This window comes from Streptomyces sp. NPDC052299 (assembly GCF_040679335.1).
In the GTDB taxonomy this organism is placed as follows: domain Bacteria; phylum Actinomycetota; class Actinomycetes; order Streptomycetales; family Streptomycetaceae; genus Streptomyces.
In genome coordinates, this window is the sequence record NZ_JBFAUP010000003.1 from 160,065 (window position 1) to 178,336 (window position 18,272).

General features: G+C 72.9%; 18 protein-coding genes. 10 read left to right on the top strand and 8 right to left on the bottom strand.

All coding sequences use genetic code 11. The features are described from left to right. Positions 1 to 15: 15 nt before the first annotated feature. Positions 16 to 246: a hypothetical protein gene (locus tag AB0L33_RS06260; protein ID WP_365678191.1), complete on the bottom strand. Its 231-nt coding sequence runs from the start codon at positions 244 to 246 to the stop codon at positions 16 to 18. 1 nt (position 247) lies between these two features. After that, complete coding sequence (gene mca / locus AB0L33_RS06265; RefSeq protein ID WP_365678193.1) at positions 248 to 1,129, bottom strand: mycothiol conjugate amidase Mca; 882 nt, start codon at positions 1,127 to 1,129, stop codon at positions 248 to 250. 97 nt (positions 1,130 to 1,226) lie between these two features. Here mca and AB0L33_RS06270 point away from each other — a divergent pair, with 97 nt between their 5' ends. Both AB0L33_RS06270 and greA read left to right on the top strand, forming a co-directional pair. Then, positions 1,227 to 1,643 carry a DUF4307 domain-containing protein gene (locus tag AB0L33_RS06270; RefSeq protein ID WP_365678195.1) on the top strand — a complete coding sequence of 139 codons (417 nt, stop codon included), beginning with the start codon at positions 1,227 to 1,229 and terminating at the stop codon, positions 1,641 to 1,643. Positions 1,644 to 1,826: 183 nt separating this feature from the next. Continuing rightward, positions 1,827 to 2,324 (top strand): transcription elongation factor GreA, encoded by a 498-nt coding sequence (greA, locus tag AB0L33_RS06275; protein WP_365678197.1) that lies wholly within the window; start codon positions 1,827 to 1,829, stop codon positions 2,322 to 2,324. 60 nt (positions 2,325 to 2,384) lie between these two features. Here greA and AB0L33_RS06280 read toward each other — a convergent pair whose 3' ends face one another. The 3 genes from AB0L33_RS06280 to ilvA form a co-directional block, all read right to left on the bottom strand. Further along, the gene (locus AB0L33_RS06280; RefSeq protein ID WP_365678199.1) at positions 2,385 to 3,251 is read right to left on the bottom strand and encodes an ABC transporter permease; all 867 of its coding nucleotides are present in this window, start codon (positions 3,249 to 3,251) and stop codon (positions 2,385 to 2,387) included. Beyond that, positions 3,248 to 4,234: an ATP-binding cassette domain-containing protein gene (locus AB0L33_RS06285; RefSeq protein ID WP_365678201.1), complete on the bottom strand. Its 987-nt coding sequence runs from the start codon at positions 4,232 to 4,234 to the stop codon at positions 3,248 to 3,250. The genes AB0L33_RS06280 and AB0L33_RS06285 overlap by 4 nt, the downstream gene beginning before the upstream one ends. 101 nt (positions 4,235 to 4,335) lie before the next feature. Further along, complete coding sequence (gene ilvA, locus AB0L33_RS06290) at positions 4,336 to 5,565, bottom strand: threonine ammonia-lyase (protein WP_365678203.1); 1,230 nt, start codon at positions 5,563 to 5,565, stop codon at positions 4,336 to 4,338. A 156-nt stretch (positions 5,566 to 5,721) separates the two neighbouring features. On the opposite strand from ilvA, the gene AB0L33_RS06295 reads away from it, so the two are divergent. From AB0L33_RS06295 to AB0L33_RS06310, 4 genes are read left to right on the top strand one after another with little or no spacing between them, the layout of a single operon-like run. Further along, positions 5,722 to 6,252 carry a MarR family transcriptional regulator gene (locus AB0L33_RS06295; RefSeq protein ID WP_365678205.1) on the top strand — a complete coding sequence of 177 codons (531 nt, stop codon included), beginning with the start codon at positions 5,722 to 5,724 and terminating at the stop codon, positions 6,250 to 6,252. Positions 6,253 to 6,309: 57 nt separating this feature from the next. After that, positions 6,310 to 6,804, top strand: coding sequence for a sigma factor-like helix-turn-helix DNA-binding protein (locus AB0L33_RS06300; RefSeq protein ID WP_365678207.1), 495 nt, complete (start codon positions 6,310 to 6,312; stop codon positions 6,802 to 6,804). Beyond that, positions 6,801 to 7,049, top strand: a complete 249-nt coding sequence (locus AB0L33_RS06305; RefSeq protein WP_365678209.1) for a hypothetical protein — start codon at positions 6,801 to 6,803, stop codon at positions 7,047 to 7,049. The genes AB0L33_RS06300 and AB0L33_RS06305 overlap by 4 nt, the downstream gene beginning before the upstream one ends. 56 nt (positions 7,050 to 7,105) lie before the next feature. Continuing rightward, positions 7,106 to 7,291 carry a DUF1059 domain-containing protein gene (locus AB0L33_RS06310; protein ID WP_365678211.1) on the top strand — a complete coding sequence of 62 codons (186 nt, stop codon included), beginning with the start codon at positions 7,106 to 7,108 and terminating at the stop codon, positions 7,289 to 7,291. Between the two features lie 42 nt (positions 7,292 to 7,333). Here the strand turns inward: AB0L33_RS06310 and AB0L33_RS06315 are convergent, their stop codons facing one another. Further along, positions 7,334 to 8,479: a cystathionine gamma-synthase gene (locus tag AB0L33_RS06315; RefSeq protein ID WP_365678213.1), complete on the bottom strand. Its 1,146-nt coding sequence runs from the start codon at positions 8,477 to 8,479 to the stop codon at positions 7,334 to 7,336. A 66-nt stretch (positions 8,480 to 8,545) separates the two neighbouring features. Between AB0L33_RS06315 and AB0L33_RS06320 the strand changes: the two genes are divergently transcribed. Continuing rightward, on the top strand, positions 8,546 to 9,652 hold the full coding sequence (locus AB0L33_RS06320; protein ID WP_365678215.1) for a hypothetical protein: 1,107 nt from the start codon (positions 8,546 to 8,548) through the stop codon (positions 9,650 to 9,652). A gap of 70 nt (positions 9,653 to 9,722) precedes the next feature. Beyond that, the gene (gene msrA / locus AB0L33_RS06325) at positions 9,723 to 10,388 is read left to right on the top strand and encodes a peptide-methionine (S)-S-oxide reductase MsrA (RefSeq protein ID WP_365678217.1); all 666 of its coding nucleotides are present in this window, start codon (positions 9,723 to 9,725) and stop codon (positions 10,386 to 10,388) included. A gap of 12 nt (positions 10,389 to 10,400) precedes the next feature. Here msrA and AB0L33_RS06330 read toward each other — a convergent pair whose 3' ends face one another. Beyond that, positions 10,401 to 15,251 (bottom strand): CHAT domain-containing protein, encoded by a 4,851-nt coding sequence (locus AB0L33_RS06330; RefSeq protein WP_365678219.1) that lies wholly within the window; start codon positions 15,249 to 15,251, stop codon positions 10,401 to 10,403. Positions 15,252 to 15,384: 133 nt separating this feature from the next. On the opposite strand from AB0L33_RS06330, the gene AB0L33_RS06335 reads away from it, so the two are divergent. Both AB0L33_RS06335 and AB0L33_RS06340 read left to right on the top strand, forming a co-directional pair. Beyond that, positions 15,385 to 15,771 carry a hypothetical protein gene (locus tag AB0L33_RS06335; protein WP_365678221.1) on the top strand — a complete coding sequence of 129 codons (387 nt, stop codon included), beginning with the start codon at positions 15,385 to 15,387 and terminating at the stop codon, positions 15,769 to 15,771. Continuing rightward, positions 15,768 to 16,700, top strand: a complete 933-nt coding sequence (locus tag AB0L33_RS06340; protein ID WP_365678223.1) for a hypothetical protein — start codon at positions 15,768 to 15,770, stop codon at positions 16,698 to 16,700. The genes AB0L33_RS06335 and AB0L33_RS06340 overlap by 4 nt, the downstream gene beginning before the upstream one ends. Positions 16,701 to 16,707: 7 nt before the next feature. Here AB0L33_RS06340 and gdhA read toward each other — a convergent pair whose 3' ends face one another. Further along, on the bottom strand, positions 16,708 to 18,087 hold the full coding sequence (gdhA, locus tag AB0L33_RS06345; RefSeq protein WP_365678225.1) for an NADP-specific glutamate dehydrogenase: 1,380 nt from the start codon (positions 18,085 to 18,087) through the stop codon (positions 16,708 to 16,710). Between the last annotated feature and the right edge of the window lie 185 nt (positions 18,088 to 18,272).

An 18,272-nucleotide genomic window follows, 5' to 3' on the forward strand; every position in this document is an offset into this window, starting at 1 on the left:
CCCCGCCCCGCCGTACTACTTCCGCTTCGCGGACACCGGCTCGGCCGACTCCTCGGACGCCGGCTCCGCCGGCCCCTCCTCGAAGTTCACCCGCCCCATGTGCCGGTTCATCGACTTCATGAGCGCCCACACGCCCACGGCGAGCGCCGCGAAGACGATGAAGCCGAGGACCCCGGGGGTCACCTTGTTCTTGTCGAGTTCCTCGGCGAGCGGGACGAGGTTCGTCAGTGCCTGAGTCGCGTACATATCAGGCATTGTCGCGGATGCCCGCGAAGAGGTCGCTCTCGGGGAGGGAGGTATCGACCAGAGACTTCGCCAGCTCGTACTCCTCGGTCGGCCAGACCTCCCGCTGGATGTCCATCGGGACGCGGAACCAGCCGCCGTCCGGGTCGATCTGCGTGGCGTGCGCGATCAGCGCCTTGTCGCGGATCTCGAAGAAGTCCGCGCACGGAACGTGCGTGGTCAGGGTGCGCTCGGCGCGCCCGAACTCCTTCCAGCGCTCCAGCCACTCCCCGTACGGCGACTCCATGCCGCGGGCGATCAGCGCCTCGTGCAGGGCGACCGTGCGCGGCCGGTTGAAGCCCTGGTTGTAGTAGAGCTTCTGCGGGGTCCAGGCCGGGCCGAATTCCGCCTCGGGGAACTTCTCGGTGTCCGCCGCGCCCTCGAAGGCGATCATCGAGATGGTGTGGGTCATGATGTGGTCGGGGTGCGGGTAGCCCCCGTTCTCGTCGTACGTGGTGATGACCTGCGGCCGGAACGCGCGGATCTTCGCGACGAGGCGGCCGGCCGCGACGGTCTCGTCCTCCAGGGCGAAGCAGCCCTCGGGAAGCGGGGGCAGCGGGTCGCCCTCGGGCAGGCCCGAGTCCACGAAGCCGAGCCACTCCTGCTTCACGCCCAGGATCTCCCGGGCCTCGTCCATCTCCTTGCGGCGCACCTCGTGGATGTTCTCCTCGATGTACGCGTCGCCCTGGAGTTTCGGGTTGAGGATGGAGCCGCGCTCGCCTCCCGTGCAGGTCACGACCAGCACGTCCACCCCCTCGGACACATACTTGGCCATGGTGGCCGCGCCCTTGCTCGACTCGTCGTCGGGGTGAGCGTGTACGGCCATCAGTCGAAGCTGCTCAGTCAAGACTCGATCCTCAGTCATTCGTCGCAATGTGCGGCTTCTATAGTGACCGAACCGGGGGGTGGAAAATTCCTCGATCCCCGGCACGGGAGGAACGATCATGACAGCGGTGCGCGAGGCGCTTCCCGAGAACCGCTACGGCCGCTCCGCGGACCGGCGCGCGGACCGCAAGCTCAAGATCATCGGCTCGGTGCTGGGCGTCGCCCTGCTGGGCGTGGTCGGCTGGATCGGCTACGGCTATGTGACCGGGCAGGGCCTGAGCGGCGAGATGATCAAGTTCAAGGTGACCTCGGACACCAAGGTCGAGGTGCACCTGGAGGTCCGCAAGGACCAGGACGCGAAGGGCTACTGCACGCTCCGCGCGCTGAGCGAGGACAACTCCGAGGTGGCCCGCAAGGACTTCCGTTTCGACGGTGACAGCGGCCGGATCGACCAGATCCTGACCCTGCGGACGACCTCCAGGGCGACCGCCGTCGAGCTGCTGGGCTGCACGGAGGACGGCGGGGCGTCGAGTTGACCGCAGCACGCCCGTCGTAACCCCATTTAACGGGGCCTGACCTGCGGTTTTCATGGTCGGGACTTTTACCTTCTCCCCCTTTTCCCGGTGAATTGTTAGGCTCGTGGTTTCGCCCACCCGTAGCAGCGCATGCTTGCGGGTAGGGCGTTGCTTTGTATTCCCAGTACCGACGAGGAGCACCCTGTGACCCAGACCAGCGAAAACGTCACCTGGCTCACGCAGGAGGCGTACAACCAGCTCAAGGCCGAGCTGGAGTACCTGTCTGGTCCCGCGCGCACGGAGATCGCCGTCAAGATCGCGGCGGCCCGTGAGGAGGGGGACCTGCGCGAGAACGGCGGGTACCACGCGGCCAAGGAGGAGCAGGGCAAGATGGAGCTCCGGGTGCGCCAGCTGACCCAGCTCCTCGAGCACGCGAAGGTCGGCGAGGCGCCGGCCGACGACGGCGTGGTCGAGCCCGGCATGGTCGTGACGATCGCCTTCGACGGCGACGAGGACGACACCATGACCTTCCTCCTGGCCTCCCGTGAGTACGCGAGCGCGGACATCGAGACGTACTCCCCGCAGTCGCCGCTCGGCGTGGGCGTGAACGGCAAGAAGACCGGTGACGACGCCGACTACGAGCTGCCGAACGGCAAGACCGCCACGGTGAAGATCCTTTCGGCGAAGCCGTACACCGGCTGACCCGTACGTGAGGGAGCCCCGGCCGCGCGGTGCGGCCGGGGCTCTTCCGTGTCCGGGGCCTCAGTGGGAGACCGAGCGGTACTTGCGTACGGCCAGGGTCCGGAAGACCACGATGATCAGCACGGACCAGATCAGCGACGCCCAGACCGGGTGCTCCATCGGCCAGGCGCCGGTCACCGACTTCGGGACGCCCTCGATGGTGTTGCCGAACAGTTCACGGGCCGCCGCCACCGTCGCGCTGAACGGGTTCCACTCGGCGACGTACTGGAGGAACGTCGGCATGCCGTTGACCGGCACGAAGGCGTTCGAGATGAACGTCAGCGGGAAGAGCCAGATCAGGCCGCCGGAGGTGGCCGCCTCCGGGGTGCGGACGGTGAGGCCGATCAGCGCGCCGATCCAGGTGAACGCGTAGCCGAGCAGGAGCAGCAGGCCGAAGCCGCCGAGGACCTTGCCGATGTTCTCGTGGGTGCGCCAGCCGACGAGGAGCGCGACGCCCGCGAGGACGACGAGGGTGACGGCGGTCTGCACGAGGTCGGCGAGCGTCCGCCCGGTCAGCACCGCGCCCCGGGCCATCGGCAGCGAGCGGAACCGGTCGATGAGGCCCTTGTGCATGTCCTCGGCGATGCCCGCCCCGGCGCCCGCGGTGGCGAAGGTGACGGTCTGCGCGAAGATGCCGGCCATCAGGAATTCCTTGTACGCACTGGCGCTGACGCCCGCGCCCGGGATGGCGATCGAGCCGCCGAACACGTAGGTGAAGAGCACGACGAACATGACCGGCTGGATGATCCCGAACAGGATCATCTCGGGGATGCGGGTCATGCGGATGAGGTTGCGCTTGCCGATGACCAGCGAGTCGCGGACCGACTGGCCGATGCCGCCGCCGGGGCGCGGGGCGTTCGTGCGGGCGGTTTCGCCGAGGGCGCTCATTTCTCCGTCTCCGTTCCGGGGTTCCCGGCCTCGTTCTTCTCCTGCTCGGCCGCGTGGCCGGTGAGGGAGATGAACACGTCGTCCAGGGTGGGGCGGCGCAGCCCGATGTCGTCGATCTCCACGCCCTGGGCGTCCAGGTCGCGGATGACCTCGGCGAGGAGCTTGGCGCCGCCGTCGACCGGGACGGTCAGCTTGCGCATGTTCGGCAGGACGGCGGTCTCGCCCTTGCCGAGGCGGGTGAGGACGGCGCGGGCCGGCTCGATCTGCCCGGGGTCGTGGACGACGACCTCGACGCGCTCGCCGCCGATGCGGGCCTTGAGCTGGTCGGAGGTGCCGCGTGCGATGACGCGTCCGTGGTCGATCACGCAGATGTCGTGGGCAAGGTGGTCCGCCTCCTCCAGGTACTGCGTGGTCAGCAGCAGGGTCGTACCGCCGGCGACCAGCTCCTCGATGACCTCCCAGAGCTGCTGGCGGTTGCGCGGGTCGAGCCCGGTCGTCGGCTCGTCCATGAACATGACCGGCGGCGAGACGACGAGCGCCGCCGCCAGGTCGAGGCGGCGGCGCATGCCTCCGGAGTACGTCTTGGCGGGGCGGTCCGCGGCGTCGGCCAGGTTGAACCGGTCCAGGAGCTCGCCCGCCCGGGCCTTCGCCGCGCGTCCGCTCATCTGGTAGAGCTGGCCGACCATGCGGAGGTTCTCGCGGCCGGTGAGATATTCGTCCACGGCGGCGAACTGGCCGGAGAGCCCGATCGAGCGCCGCACCTCGTTGGGGTGTTTCAGGACGTCGATGCCCGCCACGAAGGCGCTGCCGCTGTCCGGCCTGAGCAGTGTCGTCAGGACGCGGACGGCGGTCGTCTTGCCGGCCCCGTTGGGACCGAGGAGGCCGAGGACGGTGCCTTCCGGCACGTCGAGGTCGACACCGCCGAGTGCTCGCACGTCTCCGAAGGTCTTGACGAGCCCTTCGGCGTAGATGGCGCCTGGCATATGGGAATCCCCCAGTGCGTTCGGGTGGCTACCTCTGGGATCCAGATCCTAGGTACGCCGGGGGCGCGATGCCCGATGAACACACAAGTGGGGCGCACGTGTCAGCCCATCACCAGGTACCCCGCGTCCCGCAGCGCCGCCTTCACGTCGTCGCAGTGCTCCGGGCCCTTGGTCTCCAGGTGCAGCTCCACCTCCGCCTCGGTGAGGCCGAGCCGGGGGTCCGTACGGGCATGGCTGACGTCCAGGACGTTGGCGTCGGCGACCGAGAGGACGCCGAGCATGGCGGCCAGCGCGCCGGGCCGGTCGGTGAGCCGCAGGCGCAGGCTGAGGTAGCGGCCGGCCGCCGCCATGCCGTGGGTGAGGATGCGCTGCATGAGCAGCGGGTCCACGTTGCCGCCGGAGAGCAGCGCCACCACCGGGCCCTGGAACGCCTTCGGGTCGCTGAGGAGCGCGGCGACCGGGCTGGCCCCCGCGGGCTCGACCACCATCTTGGCCCGCTCCAGGCAGAGCAGCAGGGCGCTGGACAGCTCGTCCTCGGAAACCGTGCGGACCTCGTCCACCAGGTCCCTGACCAGGGCGAACGGCACATCGCCGGGGCGCCCGACCTTGATGCCGTCCGCCATGGTCTGGAGCGTGCCGATGGAGACGGGGCGGTCGGCCGCCAGGGACGGCGGGTAGCACGCGGCACCGGCGGCCTGCACGCCGACGATGCGCACGTCGGGCCGGACGGCCTTGACCGCGACGGCGATGCCCGCCGCGAGCCCGCCACCGCCGATGCCGACGACGATCGTCCGGACCTCGGGGCACTGCTCCAGGATCTCCAGGCCGACCGTGCCCTGCCCGGCGATGATGTCGGCGTGGTCGAAGGGGTGGATGAACACCGCGCCGGTCTCGCGCGCGTACTCCTGCGCGGCGGCCAGGGTCTCGTCCACGACGGTTCCGTGCAGCCGCACCCGGGCCCCGTACTCACGGGTGGCGGCGACCTTCGGCAGCGGGGCCCCGACGGGCATGAAGACCGTGGAGCGTACGCCGAGAAGCGCAGACGCGAGGGCGACACCCTGCGCATGGTTCCCGGCGCTCGCGGCCACGACGCCTGCGGCGCGTTCGACCGGGGTGAGCCCCGAGATGCGTACGTAGGCGCCCCGCAGTTTGAACGAGCCGGTCCGCTGCAGGTTCTCGCACTTGAAGAGGACGGGCGCGCCGACGAGGCCCGAGAGGTGGCGGCTTCCTTCGAGCGGGGTGACCTTGGCGACCCCGGAGAGCATCTTCTGCGCCCCCCGTACGTCATCGAGGATCACGGAGGGGAAGCTGCCGGGCGACGGGAAGTTCATACCGCAAGTCTTGCAGCTCGCAGGGGTCGCGGCCGCCGCTTGCGGGGCCGTCCTGCGCCGATGTCCGCAGGTTTGTGCAGCGCTGGTACACGTTGCCCCGGGGCCGCGTACTCTGTCCCCCACCCATCCGACACCGCACGAAGAGAGCCCCCGGCCATGCCCCCTCAGGACATGACGACTGCCTCGTCTCCTTCCGGGGGCGCTGCCCCGGAAAACCCGGGTCCCGACCACGTTCTCGACACCCTCCAGCATCAGGTGGCCGTATTCGCCCGCCGGGCCGAGCAGACCCGTCTCGGCGGGGTGGGCCAGGTGCGCAACTCCATGGACCGGGCGGCCTATCTGCTGCTGAACCGGCTGGACCGGGAAGGGCCGATGGGCGTCAAGGCGCTGGCCGCCGGGATGGGGATCGACTCGTCCACGGTGACCCGGCAGGTCGCGCCGCTGGTGGACACCGGACTGGTGAAGCGGACCTCGCATCCGGAGGACGGCCGGGCCGTCGTGCTCCAGCTGTCGCCGCGCGGGCAGGCCCGGCTGGACGAGGTCCGGGATTCGCGGCGGGAGTTGATGGCGCAGGTGACGGACGGGTGGAGCGAGGAGGAGCGGGACACGTTCTGCGCGCTGCTCACCCGCTTCAACGCGGCGCTGGCGGCCCGGCAGACCGCGCACCAGACGGCGCAGGCGAACTGAACACCCGCCGGGCGCCCGGGGGTTGACCTGAGGGCCGCGGCGCGTTCGGATTGACGTGTGCGAGAGCGTCATGCGGGCCCGCTGCGGGGCCGCGCCCAGGACTTCGAGTCCTTCGTCGCGGGCGCGGCGGGCCGTCTGCTGCACACCGCCGCGCTGCTCACCGCCGAACCGGCGGACGCGCCCGGCGCCCACCCGCACGCGCGGCGGCTGCTCACGGCCTCGCTGGCCCGGACCTTCGCCGACTGGGAGCGGCTGCGGGGCGAGGACCCGTACAACCGCACCCGGCAGGAGCTGGTGGCCAGGTTCGCCCGCGAGACGTGGCGCCACCACCGGCCGCGCGGCGGCCTGCTGGACCGGCTGACCCCGCAGGAACGTCTCGTGCTGGTGCTGCGGCTGTACGAAGGGGTCCCGGAGGAGCAGACGGCGGCCCTGCTGGGGCTGCCGGAGGACCGGGTGCGCGCGGTCTGCAACCGGTCGGTGGCCACGATGCGCGGCACCAGGACCCCGACCGCGCGCCGGGGCCCGGCCCGGCTGCTCGGCGCCGCGCCATGAGCGGCACCGGGCGGCGCGAGGACGAGGTGCGCCGGATGATGGAGGGCCCGCATCCGCAGGTCCCCGCCGATCTGGCGGCGTCGGCGGCGGAGCGGGGCGCCCGGCTGCTGCGACGACGGCGGGCGCTGCGCCGGCTCTGGGTGCTGACTCTGGTCGCGGCGGTGACGGCGTTCGCGGTGTGGGCCCTGGCGGCCCGGCCGTGGGAGGCGCCGCCTGCGGAGACGACGCCGGTGGAGAGCTGGTAGACGCGGCGGGGCCGGCGTTCCGGACTACCCTGGAAAGGAGTGGTCAGGAGGCTGTCATGACTCGAAAAATCGCTGACTGCCGCAAGTATCCGAGTGAGATGAACTGCTCGCTGACGATCGCCGGCGAGGAGGAGGAAGTCGTGCGGGCCGCGAGCGAGCACGCCGTCTCCGTCCACCAGCACACCGACAGCCCCGAACTGCGGGAGCAGGTCCGGGCGTCGCTGGAGGACGAGCCGGCCTGAAGCCCGGGCGGGACCGGCAGACCGGCCCCGCCCTTTCACGTCTCAGCCCAGCGCCTGCGCCAGGTCCGCGAGCAGGTCGTCCGCGTTCTCGATGCCGACGGAGAGGCGGACCAGGTCGGCCGGGACCTCCAGCGGGGAACCGGCCGCCGAGGCGTGGGTCATGCGGCCGGGGTGCTCCAGCAGCGACTCGACGCCGCCCAGGGACTCGCCCAGGGTGAACAGCTTCGCCCGGTTGCAGACCTCGACCGCCGCCGCCTCGCCGCCCTCGACGCGGAAGGACACCATGCCGCCGAAGGCCCGCATCTGCTTGGCGGCGACCTCGTGGCCCGGGTGCTCGGGCAGGCCCGGGTAGAGGACCTGGGTGACCTTGGGGTGCCGGGTCAGCAGCTCGGCGACCTTGGTGGCGTTCTCGCTGTGGCGGTCCATGCGCACGGCGAGCGTCTTGATGCCGCGCAGCACCAGCCAGGCGTCGAACGGGCCCGCGACACCGCCCATGGCGTTCTGGTGGAAGACCAGCTCGTCGGCCAGGTCCGGGTCGTTGACGATCAGCGCGCCGCCGACGACGTCCGAGTGGCCGCCCATGTACTTGGTGGTGGAGTGCACGACGACGTCCGCGCCGAGCGCCAGCGGCTGCTGGAGGTAGGGGCTCGCGAAGGTGTTGTCCACGACGAGCCGCGCACCGGCCTCCCGGGCGACCTGGGCGACGGCGGCGATGTCCGTGATGCCGAGCAGCGGGTTGGACGGGGTCTCCACCCAGACCGCCTTGGTGCGCGGGGTGACCGCCGCGCGGACCGCCGCCACGTCCGAGGTGTCGGCGACGGAGAACTCCACGCCCCAGCGCGCGGCGACCTTCGCGAACAGCCGGAACGTGCCGCCGTAGGCGTCGTTCGGGATGACCACGTGGTCGCCGGGGGTCAGCAGCGTACGGAGCAGGCAGTCCTCGGCGGCGAGGCCGGAGGCGAAGGCGAGGCCGCGCCGGCCGCCCTCCAGGGCGGCGAGGTTCTCCTCCAGCGCGGTGCGGGTCGGGTTGGCGCTGCGGCTGTACTCGTAACCGCCGCGCAGCCCGCCCACGCCGTCCTGCTTGTACGTGGACACCTGGTAGATGGGCGGAACCACGGCGCCGGTGAGGGGGTCGGCGGTGTTCCCCGCGTGGATGGCACGGGTTTCGAAGCTGTGCTGGTCGCTCATGGGGCCGAGCGTAGTTCGTCACGAGGGGCCTCACGGGCCGCACGGCCGTCCGGTGACAATGGGGGCATGGAGATTCTGTGGTTCCTGCTCGCGCTGTGCCTGCTGACCGCCGCGATCGGCCCGTACGTGCTGCGCCGCCGCGGCGGCGGCATCCGGCTGGCCGCGCCGGGCTCCCCCGACGCCGCCGACCCGCAGGACTACGGCTTCGTGCGCCAGGAGGAGCTGGACGTCCGCACGCCCGGGCCGGACCAGGACCTGCTGGACGTGCTGGAGGTCGTGCAGCACACGCAGGAGTGGCGGGCCGCGTCCCAGCTGCTGGCCGGGACGCCGAAGGAGGGCGAGCTGCGCTGGCAGCGGGTACAGGCGTTCGCCGGGGCAGCCTCGCTGGAACTGCTGCGACAGCCGGGCGTCGGCGGGGCGTGGCTGCGCAAGTGGCGGGCGGAGGCGCCGAAGGACGCGGGCGCCGCGGCGGTGCACGCGGAGTTCCTGGTGCAGCAGGCGTGGCGCTCGTCCACGGCGGGTACGGACGACTTCCGGATCATCCTGGAGGAGGCCCGCACGGTGATCGGCGAGGCCGCCCTGCTGGCCCCGGGCGACCCCGTCCCGTACATCGTGGAGCTGGCGGTCGCGCGCGGACTGGGTTATTCCGGCGAGGAGTTCGACCAGCTGTGGGCGAAGATCATCGACCGTGCTCCGGCGCACCTGGGCGCGCACATCGCGGCGCTGCACTTCTGGAGCGAGCGCTGGCACGGCTCGCGCGAGGAGGCCGACCGCTTCGCGACGGCCGCCGCCGCCCGCGCCCCGCAGGGCTCGCTGCTGGCGGGGCTGCCGCTGTTCGCGGTGTACGAGCACCTGCCCGAGGTCAATCTGGTGCGCGGCTTCTACGAGAGCCAGGTGGTGACCCGGGCCGTGGAGGGCGCGATGTACGCGGTGCACTCGGCGCGCGCGGACGACCCGATGCTGCCGCACGTGCGCCATCTGCTGGTGCTGTTCCTGGTGCGGATGGAGCGCTGGGCGGAGGCGGTGCACCAGCTGGTGCACATCGACGGGTACGTGGGCGCGCTGCCGTGGACGACGAGCGAGGACCCGGCCGCGGAGTACGCGGTGTACCGGGCGCTGGCGGTCGCGGGCTACGAGGCGAACGGCGGCAGCCCGGCGTCGCTGCCGCGCTGAGCCCGGCAGGAATCCGCCGGGGCCCCGGAACGTTGTACCGACAGCACGCCCGACCCAGGAGGAGCCCCGCATGTTCCTGCACCGCCGCACCCCGCAGCTCCCCACCCCGGAGGAGGCCCTGCGCGGCCGTCCCGCCCCCGAGTTCACCGTCCCGGCCCGCCACACGGTGCTGGGCAACCCGCTGCTGGGCCCGTACCCGGAGGGCCTGGCGGTCGCGGACTTCGGTCTCGGCTGTTTCTGGGGCGCCGAGCGCAAGTTCTGGCAGACGGACGGCGTCTGGACGACGCTCGTCGGCTACCAGGGCGGCTATACGGAGAACCCCGCGTACGAGGAGGTCTGCTCGGGCCTCACCGGCCACACGGAGGCGGTCCGCGTGGTGTACGACCCGGAGACCGTCACCTACGCGGAGCTGCTGAAGCTGTTCTGGGAGTCCCACGACCCGACCCAGGGCTTCCGCCAGGGCAACGACGTCGGTACGCAGTACCGCTCCGCGGTCTACACCCACTCCCCCGAGCAGGCACGGGCCGCCGAGGCGTCCCGCGAGGCGTACCAGAAGGTCCTGACGGCCTCCGGCCACGGCGAGATCACCACGGAGATCCTGCCCGCCGAGGGCCGCCCCTTCTACCCCGCCGAACCGGCGCACCAGCAGTACCTGGACAAGAACCCGGGCGGCTACTGCGGCATCGGCGGCACGGGCGTCTCCTGCCCGGTGGGCGTGGCACCGGCGGGCGGGTGACGGCGGGGCCGTTCAGCTGCCCGTGTAGGTGAAGCCGGCCCAGCAGTACGCCGGGGCGTGCTCGGACGCGTTCTCCCAGAGGCGCAGGCCCGGGCCCTGGAGGGGCGGGGGCGTGAGGAGGTGCGGGAAGCGTTCCCGCACCTCCCGGTTGGTGGCGGAGCGGAGCCAGATCTGGGCACGCCGCAGGGCCTCGGCCGGTTCGGTGTCCCCCTGCCAGTACTCGTAGAAGGCCGCCATCAGCAGGTTGGTGGACGCGTCCGGCACCGGCCAGAGCGACCCGATGATGCCGGCCGCTCCGGCGGCCAGGAAGGCCGACGGCAGGCCGGTCGACTCGTCCGGGAGCCGCAGGCCGGGCACGGCCGTCTCGCACGCCGACAGCACCGCGAGGCGTACGTCCACCCGGGTCTCGACGAGGGTGCGCAGGGTCAGTCGTTCCCCGCCGGCGAGGAGCAGGGCGCTCTCCAGCGGCTGGTCCGGTCGTGCCACGCCGTGGCAGGCGAAGTGCGCGACATCGCAGTCGGCGAGTGCCGCCAGGGTCGCGTCGAGCGTCGCGTCGGCGCCCTTGAGGTGTACGTGGCCCGGGAAGCGGGCCCTTGCCGCGGCGATCTCGGCCTCCGTCGTCAGCGGCGCGGAACCGGGCTGCGGGTCGTCCACGGCCAGCAGCCGACCGGGGCGCCCGTGCCGGGCGGCCCAGCCGCGGGCCACCAGCGCGGCCCTGGCGTTGGGGGCGTAGGTGAGCAGCAGGGAGTCGAGCGCCCGGCGGCCACTGGCCGCGTCCCCCGTCGAGGCGGCGTGCAGGGGCAGGAGCGACAGCAGGCCGGCCGGTACCAGCGTGGCTCCCAGATGCCCGTCCAGGGCCGTCAGCAGTGGGTCCATGACGGCCGGTCCGAGCGCTTCGGTGACCTCGTCGGCCACCCGTCTCATGCCTATCCCCCGGCTGCCGAGCAGCCGGGTCACCGCCGACACCACGAAGGCGTCGGTGAGCGCGGGCAGCGCGACCGAACGCGCCTCGCCATCGCCCTCGACGATGATCGCCCGCCCCGCCCAGGGCGTGCTGACCAGGTAGACCAGCGGCTGGTGGGCGGCGGCCTCGACGATGTCCTCGTAGCGCGGGCGGGTGAGGAAGCCGGCGTAGCCGTCCACGCCGCGGATCTCGTCGATCACCTGGTCGAGTTCGGCCCGGCGCTGCCGGAGCAGCCCGGTCAGGTCCTCTCCGGCGGCGGAGCCCCCGTCGCCGCGGGCGGCCGCCCGTTCCAGGCCGGAGAGGGCCAGCGCGGCGGCTTCGTAGGCTTCGGCCAGGTCCCCGCGCCCCTTCCCGGCGAGCCTGCCGAGGTCGGTGCGCTCGCGTTCGAGCGTGTCGGCGAGTTGCAGGGCCAGGCCGCTTTCCAGCAGGAGGGCGGCGCCCGCGTGGTCGCCGAGTTCCGTACGGGCGAAGGCGCCGGCCGCGACCAGCCGTCCGGCCTCCGTGAGCCGGGCTTCCCGGTGCGCCCGGGTGAGCTGGCTGCGGAAGAGCCGGTGGGCGGAGTCCAGGCCGAGGTCCGCCGCCTCCGCGACCTCGTCCCAGGCCCCGCGACCGCCCGCCCACCGCGCCCAGTTCGAGGCGGCCCCGTGGGTCTCCACGCCCAGCTCGGCCGCGAGCCGGCAGGCCGAGCGCAGGGCGGCGACGGCCCTCTCCATGTCGGCGGGGCGGTCCGTGGCGGCGTGCCGCAGCGCGAGAGCCGAACCGAGGGCGCTCAGGAGCAGGGGCAGCATGGCCGAGCCCTCGGCCTCGTAGGAGAGGGACACTTCGAGCCGCCGCACCGCCTCGTCGAGGTCCGCCACCGGTCCGCCGGACCGGTGCCGGGCGGTCAGGGCGCCGGCCAGATTGGCCGGCAGCCGGGTGCCGACGGTGCCGGGTCCCTCCTCGCCCACGGCGGCCCGCAGGCAGGTGATGGCCTCGTCCAAGTCGGCCGGGTCGCCGCTCAGTCCGTAGCGGCGCAGCAGCACGGTCCCGACGTCTCCCTCGGCGTGGGGCCGCAGCGCCGATCTCGGGTCGGTGCGGTCGCGCAGCTCGCGGTAGAGGCCGACGGCCCCGTCGACGTCCTCCGGGGCGTGGAGCCGGCCGCCCCGGTTCTCGAGGGCGGCGGCCAGTGACCGGGCGACCTGCTGCCCGTGAGCTCCCCGGCCCTGCGCCTCACCGTGGGCCTCGCCGAGTACTCCGACGGCCTCGTCGAGGTACGCCAGGTCGCCGGACGCCTCGGACAGGGAGACCAGCGCCTCACCGAGGAGGGCGACGGCCTCCTGGTCCCGCTCGGGAGCCGGCCGCGCGTCGCGCACGCCGCGCAGCAGTGCGACGGCGCGCCGCACGTGGGCGACGCGGCCGGTGGCCTGGTACAGCAACCGGAGCAGCTCGGCCAGGGTGGTGGTCGCGCGGACCACCCGCTCACCGGTGGCATCACGGAGTACGGCTTCCGTCGTGGCGACGGCGATGTCCAGGTGCGTCCGGTCCCCGGTGCGTTCGTACAGGCGTCGCCGCAGATCGGCGGAAGCGCCCACCAGCTCCGGTACGGTGCCGGCCACGCCGTCGCCCTCCAGCAGTTCGGCGATCCGGACGGCCTGCCGGGCATGCGCGCCCCCGGGACCGGGGTGGAGCGAGGCGTCGGTGAGCAGCAGACCGAGCATATGGGCGAGCACCAGGTGCCGGGCCGTGCCGGACGGCGCCAGGTCCAGTGCCTCGGAGAGCAGGGGCACGGCCTCGGCCAGCCCGGCTTCGTCGTTGCAGTCGATCAGCAGCCGGGCCAGGTCGTGCAGCACCCCGAGGCGCTGGCCACCGATGTCGCCGCGGAGCAGGTCGCGCCCCAGCGCGGCGGCCCGGTCAGCCGATTCGCGCGCCTCCGTCGCCTCGAAATCGCGGTGGAGCAGTCCCATCAGCCGAAGGCGCGCCGCCAGAAGGTCCGGGGCCGCGGGCTCGCCCAGCCGCTCCAGCGCGTCGACCGCCGACTGAGCGAGCCCGATCGCCCGGGTCAGCTCCCGGTGCCCGTCCGGGGCCGTACGGGCTCGTACGGCCATGGCCTCGGCCAGGCAGCTGCGGTAGACGGCCGACGCGGCGGGGTCCGTGGTGGCCTCCGCGACGGGTTCGAGCAGCCGCACCGCCTCGTCCGCCTCGTCGGCCGTCGGGGAGTGCAGCAACAGCATGCTCGCAAGGACGTAGGAGAGCTCCGGTGCTTGTTCGGGCGGGGCAGTGGCGACGGCGGCGCGCATCCCGTCGACCAGCAGGCCGAGCCGGGCGGTGTGTTGGGGCAGCCCGCTCGCGGTCACGGCCTCGGTCATCAGGGGCAGCGCCCACGCGGTGAACACGGGCGGCAGCCGCGGCCAGCTCGGATGCGTCAGGAGCAGGTCCGCGGTGCGGGCCGCGTCCTCGGCCCGGGTGCCGACCGTGCGGTGCAGGTGGACGTAGTCCCGCAGCCGCATCGCCAGCACGGCGATGTCGTCGTCGACCACCCCGCGGTAGCCGCTCAGTTCCGCGAACGCCGGGAGGGTGCCCAGCTCACGGACCAGCTGCACGGCGCGCAGGGTCGCCTTCAGCCCTTCGAGCGACTCCTCCGGAGCCTCGGCCTCGAAGCGCCGGACCAGCTGGGCCAGCTCCGCGGAAGCCGCGGCGAGGGCGTCGGGTTCGGCCAGGACGAGGTCCAGCATGTCGGACCAGGTGGGCGCGCTGAGCAACTGGGCCGCCAGTTCGCGGGCCCGGGCGCCGGGGCCGGCCGCGGAGTCGGTCGGCACCCCGTGGGGTTCGGCGAGCCGGCGGCGGGCGGGCTCGGCGATCTCCGGCGGCCCGTCCAGGCACTGCTCCCACTGCCGGCGGGCCTCCTCGAACCGGTGCAGGGCGTCGAGCACCACTCCCAGGTCGAAGCGCGCCCGGTACGAGTGGAAGGGGTGGCGGAGTGCGACGGCCCGGCGCAGCACCGCTTCGGATTCCGCCGTCCGCGCCTCCCGGAAGAGCAGTTCGCCGATGTTGGTGAGTGCCCGGGCGTGCTGTTCGACGTCCGGGCCCTCCGCCGCCGCGTGGTAGGCGGCCAGCGCCTCCTCGGTCCGGCCCAGCCGCGCCAGAAGCAGCCCCAGGTTGACCGCGGCCTCGCCGGCGCCCGGGGTGTCCCCGTCGGCGGCCGTCCCGTACGCCGCGATCGCCTCCTCCGCCCTCGCGGACCCGGCGTCCGTCACCGCGGAACTCAGCAGGTTGCCGAGGCTGTTGGCGGCCGCCGCGCGGACCTCCCCGTCGCCGTCCGCCATGGCCCGCCGAAACGCCCGCTCGGCGCCGGCCGCGTCGCCGAGCCGCCCCAGTAACAAGCCGAGCCGGTACGCCGACGGGCCGACGTGCGGGCCCTCGGTCCGGCACGCCCCGGCGAGAATCCGGGCCGCGCGGTCCGGCTCCCGTTCGGCGAGCAGGCGCGCGGCCTCCATGGCGGCCCACCGGGAGTCCTGGGTGCCGGCTTCCATCGCCCTCTCGTACGCCGTCAGCGCCGCCTTCTCATCGTCCGGTTCGTGGGCGATCCCGAGCCACAGGTCCGCGGCGGCCCGCTCCGCGCCGTCTCCCGCCTCCCGCGCCCTGGTCAGCGCGGCCACGGCCGCAGCGGCCTCACCGCGTGTCAGCCGCAGCACGCCGAGGTTGAACCACTGACCCGGCGTGAGGCCGCCCACGCCGTCGGCGGTACGCCGTGCGCCCGCGAGCAGCAGAGCGGCGTCCATGTCGTAGCTGTCGAGGAGTGCGGTGTTGGCCGCGATGAACTCCCTGACGCCGTCGCGCCCCCGGTTCAGGAGACGCGCCAAGTGCGGTGCCACCGCCTCCGGTTCGTAGCGCACCTTCCCCGATCCGGACGGCCATGTCACGGGTAGTGTCCCTTCCCTGCGTCCGATGCTCCCGCACCATTGTCGTCCGGGCGCTCCGGCGGCGTCGGCCTTCCGGCGTTCCCGGCCGTCGTCCGCCGCACGGGGGCGTGTTCGTACCGAAGGGGAAGCAGCGATGAACCAACTCCTCATCACCGCGAGGACGGTGCGCGGGTACCTCACCGAACTGCTCGGCCCGGCGGAGGGGGCGAGGATCGACGCCCTGCTGGCCGACGCCCTGGCGCGCGCGGCGGCCGGGGAGGACGTCGGGGAGGAGGTGGCCGCCGTGCTGGGGCAGCGGCCCGATGTGCTCAGCCTGGCCACGTCGATCCTCGCGGACCCGGACCACCGGCCGCCCCAGGTCCGGGCGGCGTGGCTCAGCGGTGACGGCGAACCGGTCGACGCGCATCGCTTTGTCTGCGCCGAAGGCGACTACATCTGGTACCGGTTGGACATCGGGCAGCGCGTTCCCCGGTGCCCGACGCACGGATCGGTGCTGCTCGCGGACGGCGGGGCGCCGTGATCGGCAAGTTCTGGGAGTCGGTCGGCGGGAAGCTGGCCGAGCGGTGGGCGGCTGCGGCCGGGCCCGCCCTGGTGTTCTGGACGGGCGGCCTCCTGGCCTGGACGTACGGCCATGGCGGCTGGAGCGCGCTCGGCGGCCTCGGCACGTGGCTGCAGGGCCGGACCGCCGCCGTGCAGGTGGTGGTCCTGGTCGGGCTGCTCATCGGCGTGATGGCGTCCGGGATGGCCGTCAAGGCGGCCGCCGGGAGCGCGCTGCGGGTGCTGGAGGGCTACGTGCCGCGCCGGCTCGCCCCGCTGCGCCGCGCGCTGGTGCGCCGGGTGGCACGTGCCGCGGACCGCCGGAACGCCCAGTTGCAGGCGCTGGCCCCCGCCGTCCTGGAGGGCAGGGCCACGGCGGAGGAGCAGACGCGTTTCCAGCAGCTCGACCGTGCGCGGCGGCGGGTGCCGAGCAGCCCGGAGCGGCTGATGCCGACCAGGGTGGGCAACGTCCTCCGCGCGGCGGAGAGCCGGCCGGTGGACAAGTACGGTCTGGACCCGGTGGCCGTCTGGCCCCACCTCTGGCTGCTGCTGCCGGAGCACGTGCGTACGGAACTGCTGGCGGCACGGGCGGCCGTGGACGGTGCGGTGATGGGCCTGCTGTGGGCTCTGCTGTCGGCCGGTTTCACCGTGTGGACGTGGTGGGCGCTGCCGGTCGGGCTCGGCACGGCCGCGCTCGCCCTGCTGGTCTGGCTGCCCGCCCGCGCCGCGACCTTCGCCGACCTGTTCGAAGCGGCCTTCGACCTGCACCGGCTGGACCTCTACCGCCAGCTGCGCCGGCCGTTGCCTTCGGGTCCCGGGGACGAGGTCGCGGCCGGCCGGCGGCTGACCCGTTACCTGGTACGCGGTGCCTCGGCCGGAGAACCGGCGTTCGTGCCGGCCGAGGCGCCCTGAGAGCCGGTCAGATGAGCCCCTGGGCCAGCATCGCGTCGGCGACCAGTTCGAAGCCGGCGATGTTGGCGCCGACGACGTAGTTGCCGGGGCTGCCGTACTTCTCGGCGGTGGTGTAGCAGGAGTCGTGGATGTGGCGCATGATCTCCGCGAGGCGCTGCTCGGTGTGGGCGAAGGTCCAGGAGTCGCGCGAGGCGTTCTGCTGCATCTCCAGGGCGCTGGTGGCCACGCCGCCCGCGTTGGCCGCCTTGCCGGGGGCGAAGGCCACACCGGCGTCCTGGAAGACGCGGACGGCCTCCGGGATGGTGGGCATGTTGGCGCCCTCGGCGACCGCCTTGACGCCGTTGCGGACGAGGGCGAGCGCGTCGGCCTCGTGCAGCTCGTTCTGGGTGGCGCAGGGCAGGGCCACGTCCACGGGGACGTTCCAGACGCCGGTGCCCTCGACGTACTTCACGTGGGCGCCGCGCCGCTCGGCGTACTCGGAGATGCGGCCGCGGCCGCGCTCCTTGATCTCCTTGAGCAGGTCGAGGTCGATGCCCTTGTCGTCCACGACGTAGCCGCCGGAGTCCGACGCGGTGACGACGGTCGCGCCGAGCTGCTGGGCCTTCTCGATGGCGTAGATCGCGACGTTGCCGGAGCCGGAGACGGAGATGCGCTGGCCGTCCAGGGACTCGCCCCGGCTGCGCAGCATCTCGGCGGTGAACATGACGCAGCCGTAGCCGGTCGCCTCGGTGCGGACGAGGGCGCCGCCCCAGCCGAGGCCCTTGCCGGTGAGGACGCCGGACTCGTGGCGGTTGGTGATCCGCTTGTACTGGCCGAAGAGGTAGCCGATCTCGCGGCCGCCGACCCCGATGTCACCGGCGGGCACGTCGGTGTATTCGCCGACGTGGCGGTGGAGCTCGGTCATGAAGGACTGGCAGAACCGCATGATCTCGGCGTCGGAGCGGCCCTTCGGGTCGAAGTCCGCGCCGCCCTTGCCGCCGCCGATGGGCATGCCGGTGAGGGCGTTCTTGAAGATCTGCTCGAAGCCGAGGAACTTCACGATGCCGAGGTTGACCGAGGGGTGGAAGCGCAGTCCGCCCTTGTACGGGCCGAGCAGGCTGGAGAACTCGACGCGGAAGCCGCGGTTGACGTGGATGTCGCCCGAGTCGTCCGACCACGGCACGCGGAAGATGAGCTGCCGCTCCGGCTCGCATATGCGCTCGATGACCCGGGCGTCCACGAACTCCGGCCGCTTGGCCAGCACGGGGCCGAGGGTCTCCAGGACCTCCCGGACCGCCTGGTGGAATTCCTTCTCGCCCTGGTTGCGGCGCAGGACCTCGGCGTACAACGGCTCGATGATGCGGTTCTCGGCGGCGTGCGAGGTGGCGGAGTCAGGGGTGACCGGCATCTGATCAAGACCTTCCATGGGTCGGCTCATACGCGGGGGCGCCCCCGTCCCGGGGGGCGCCAGGTCCCCCTCCCCATTGAGGGTGTCGCCGGAACATCGCGCGTACCGCTCGCGAGCGCGGCGTGACAGGACCGTCGTGGCGTATCGATTCTCCCAGTGGCCCGGTGCCCCGGCCCGTGGCAGCC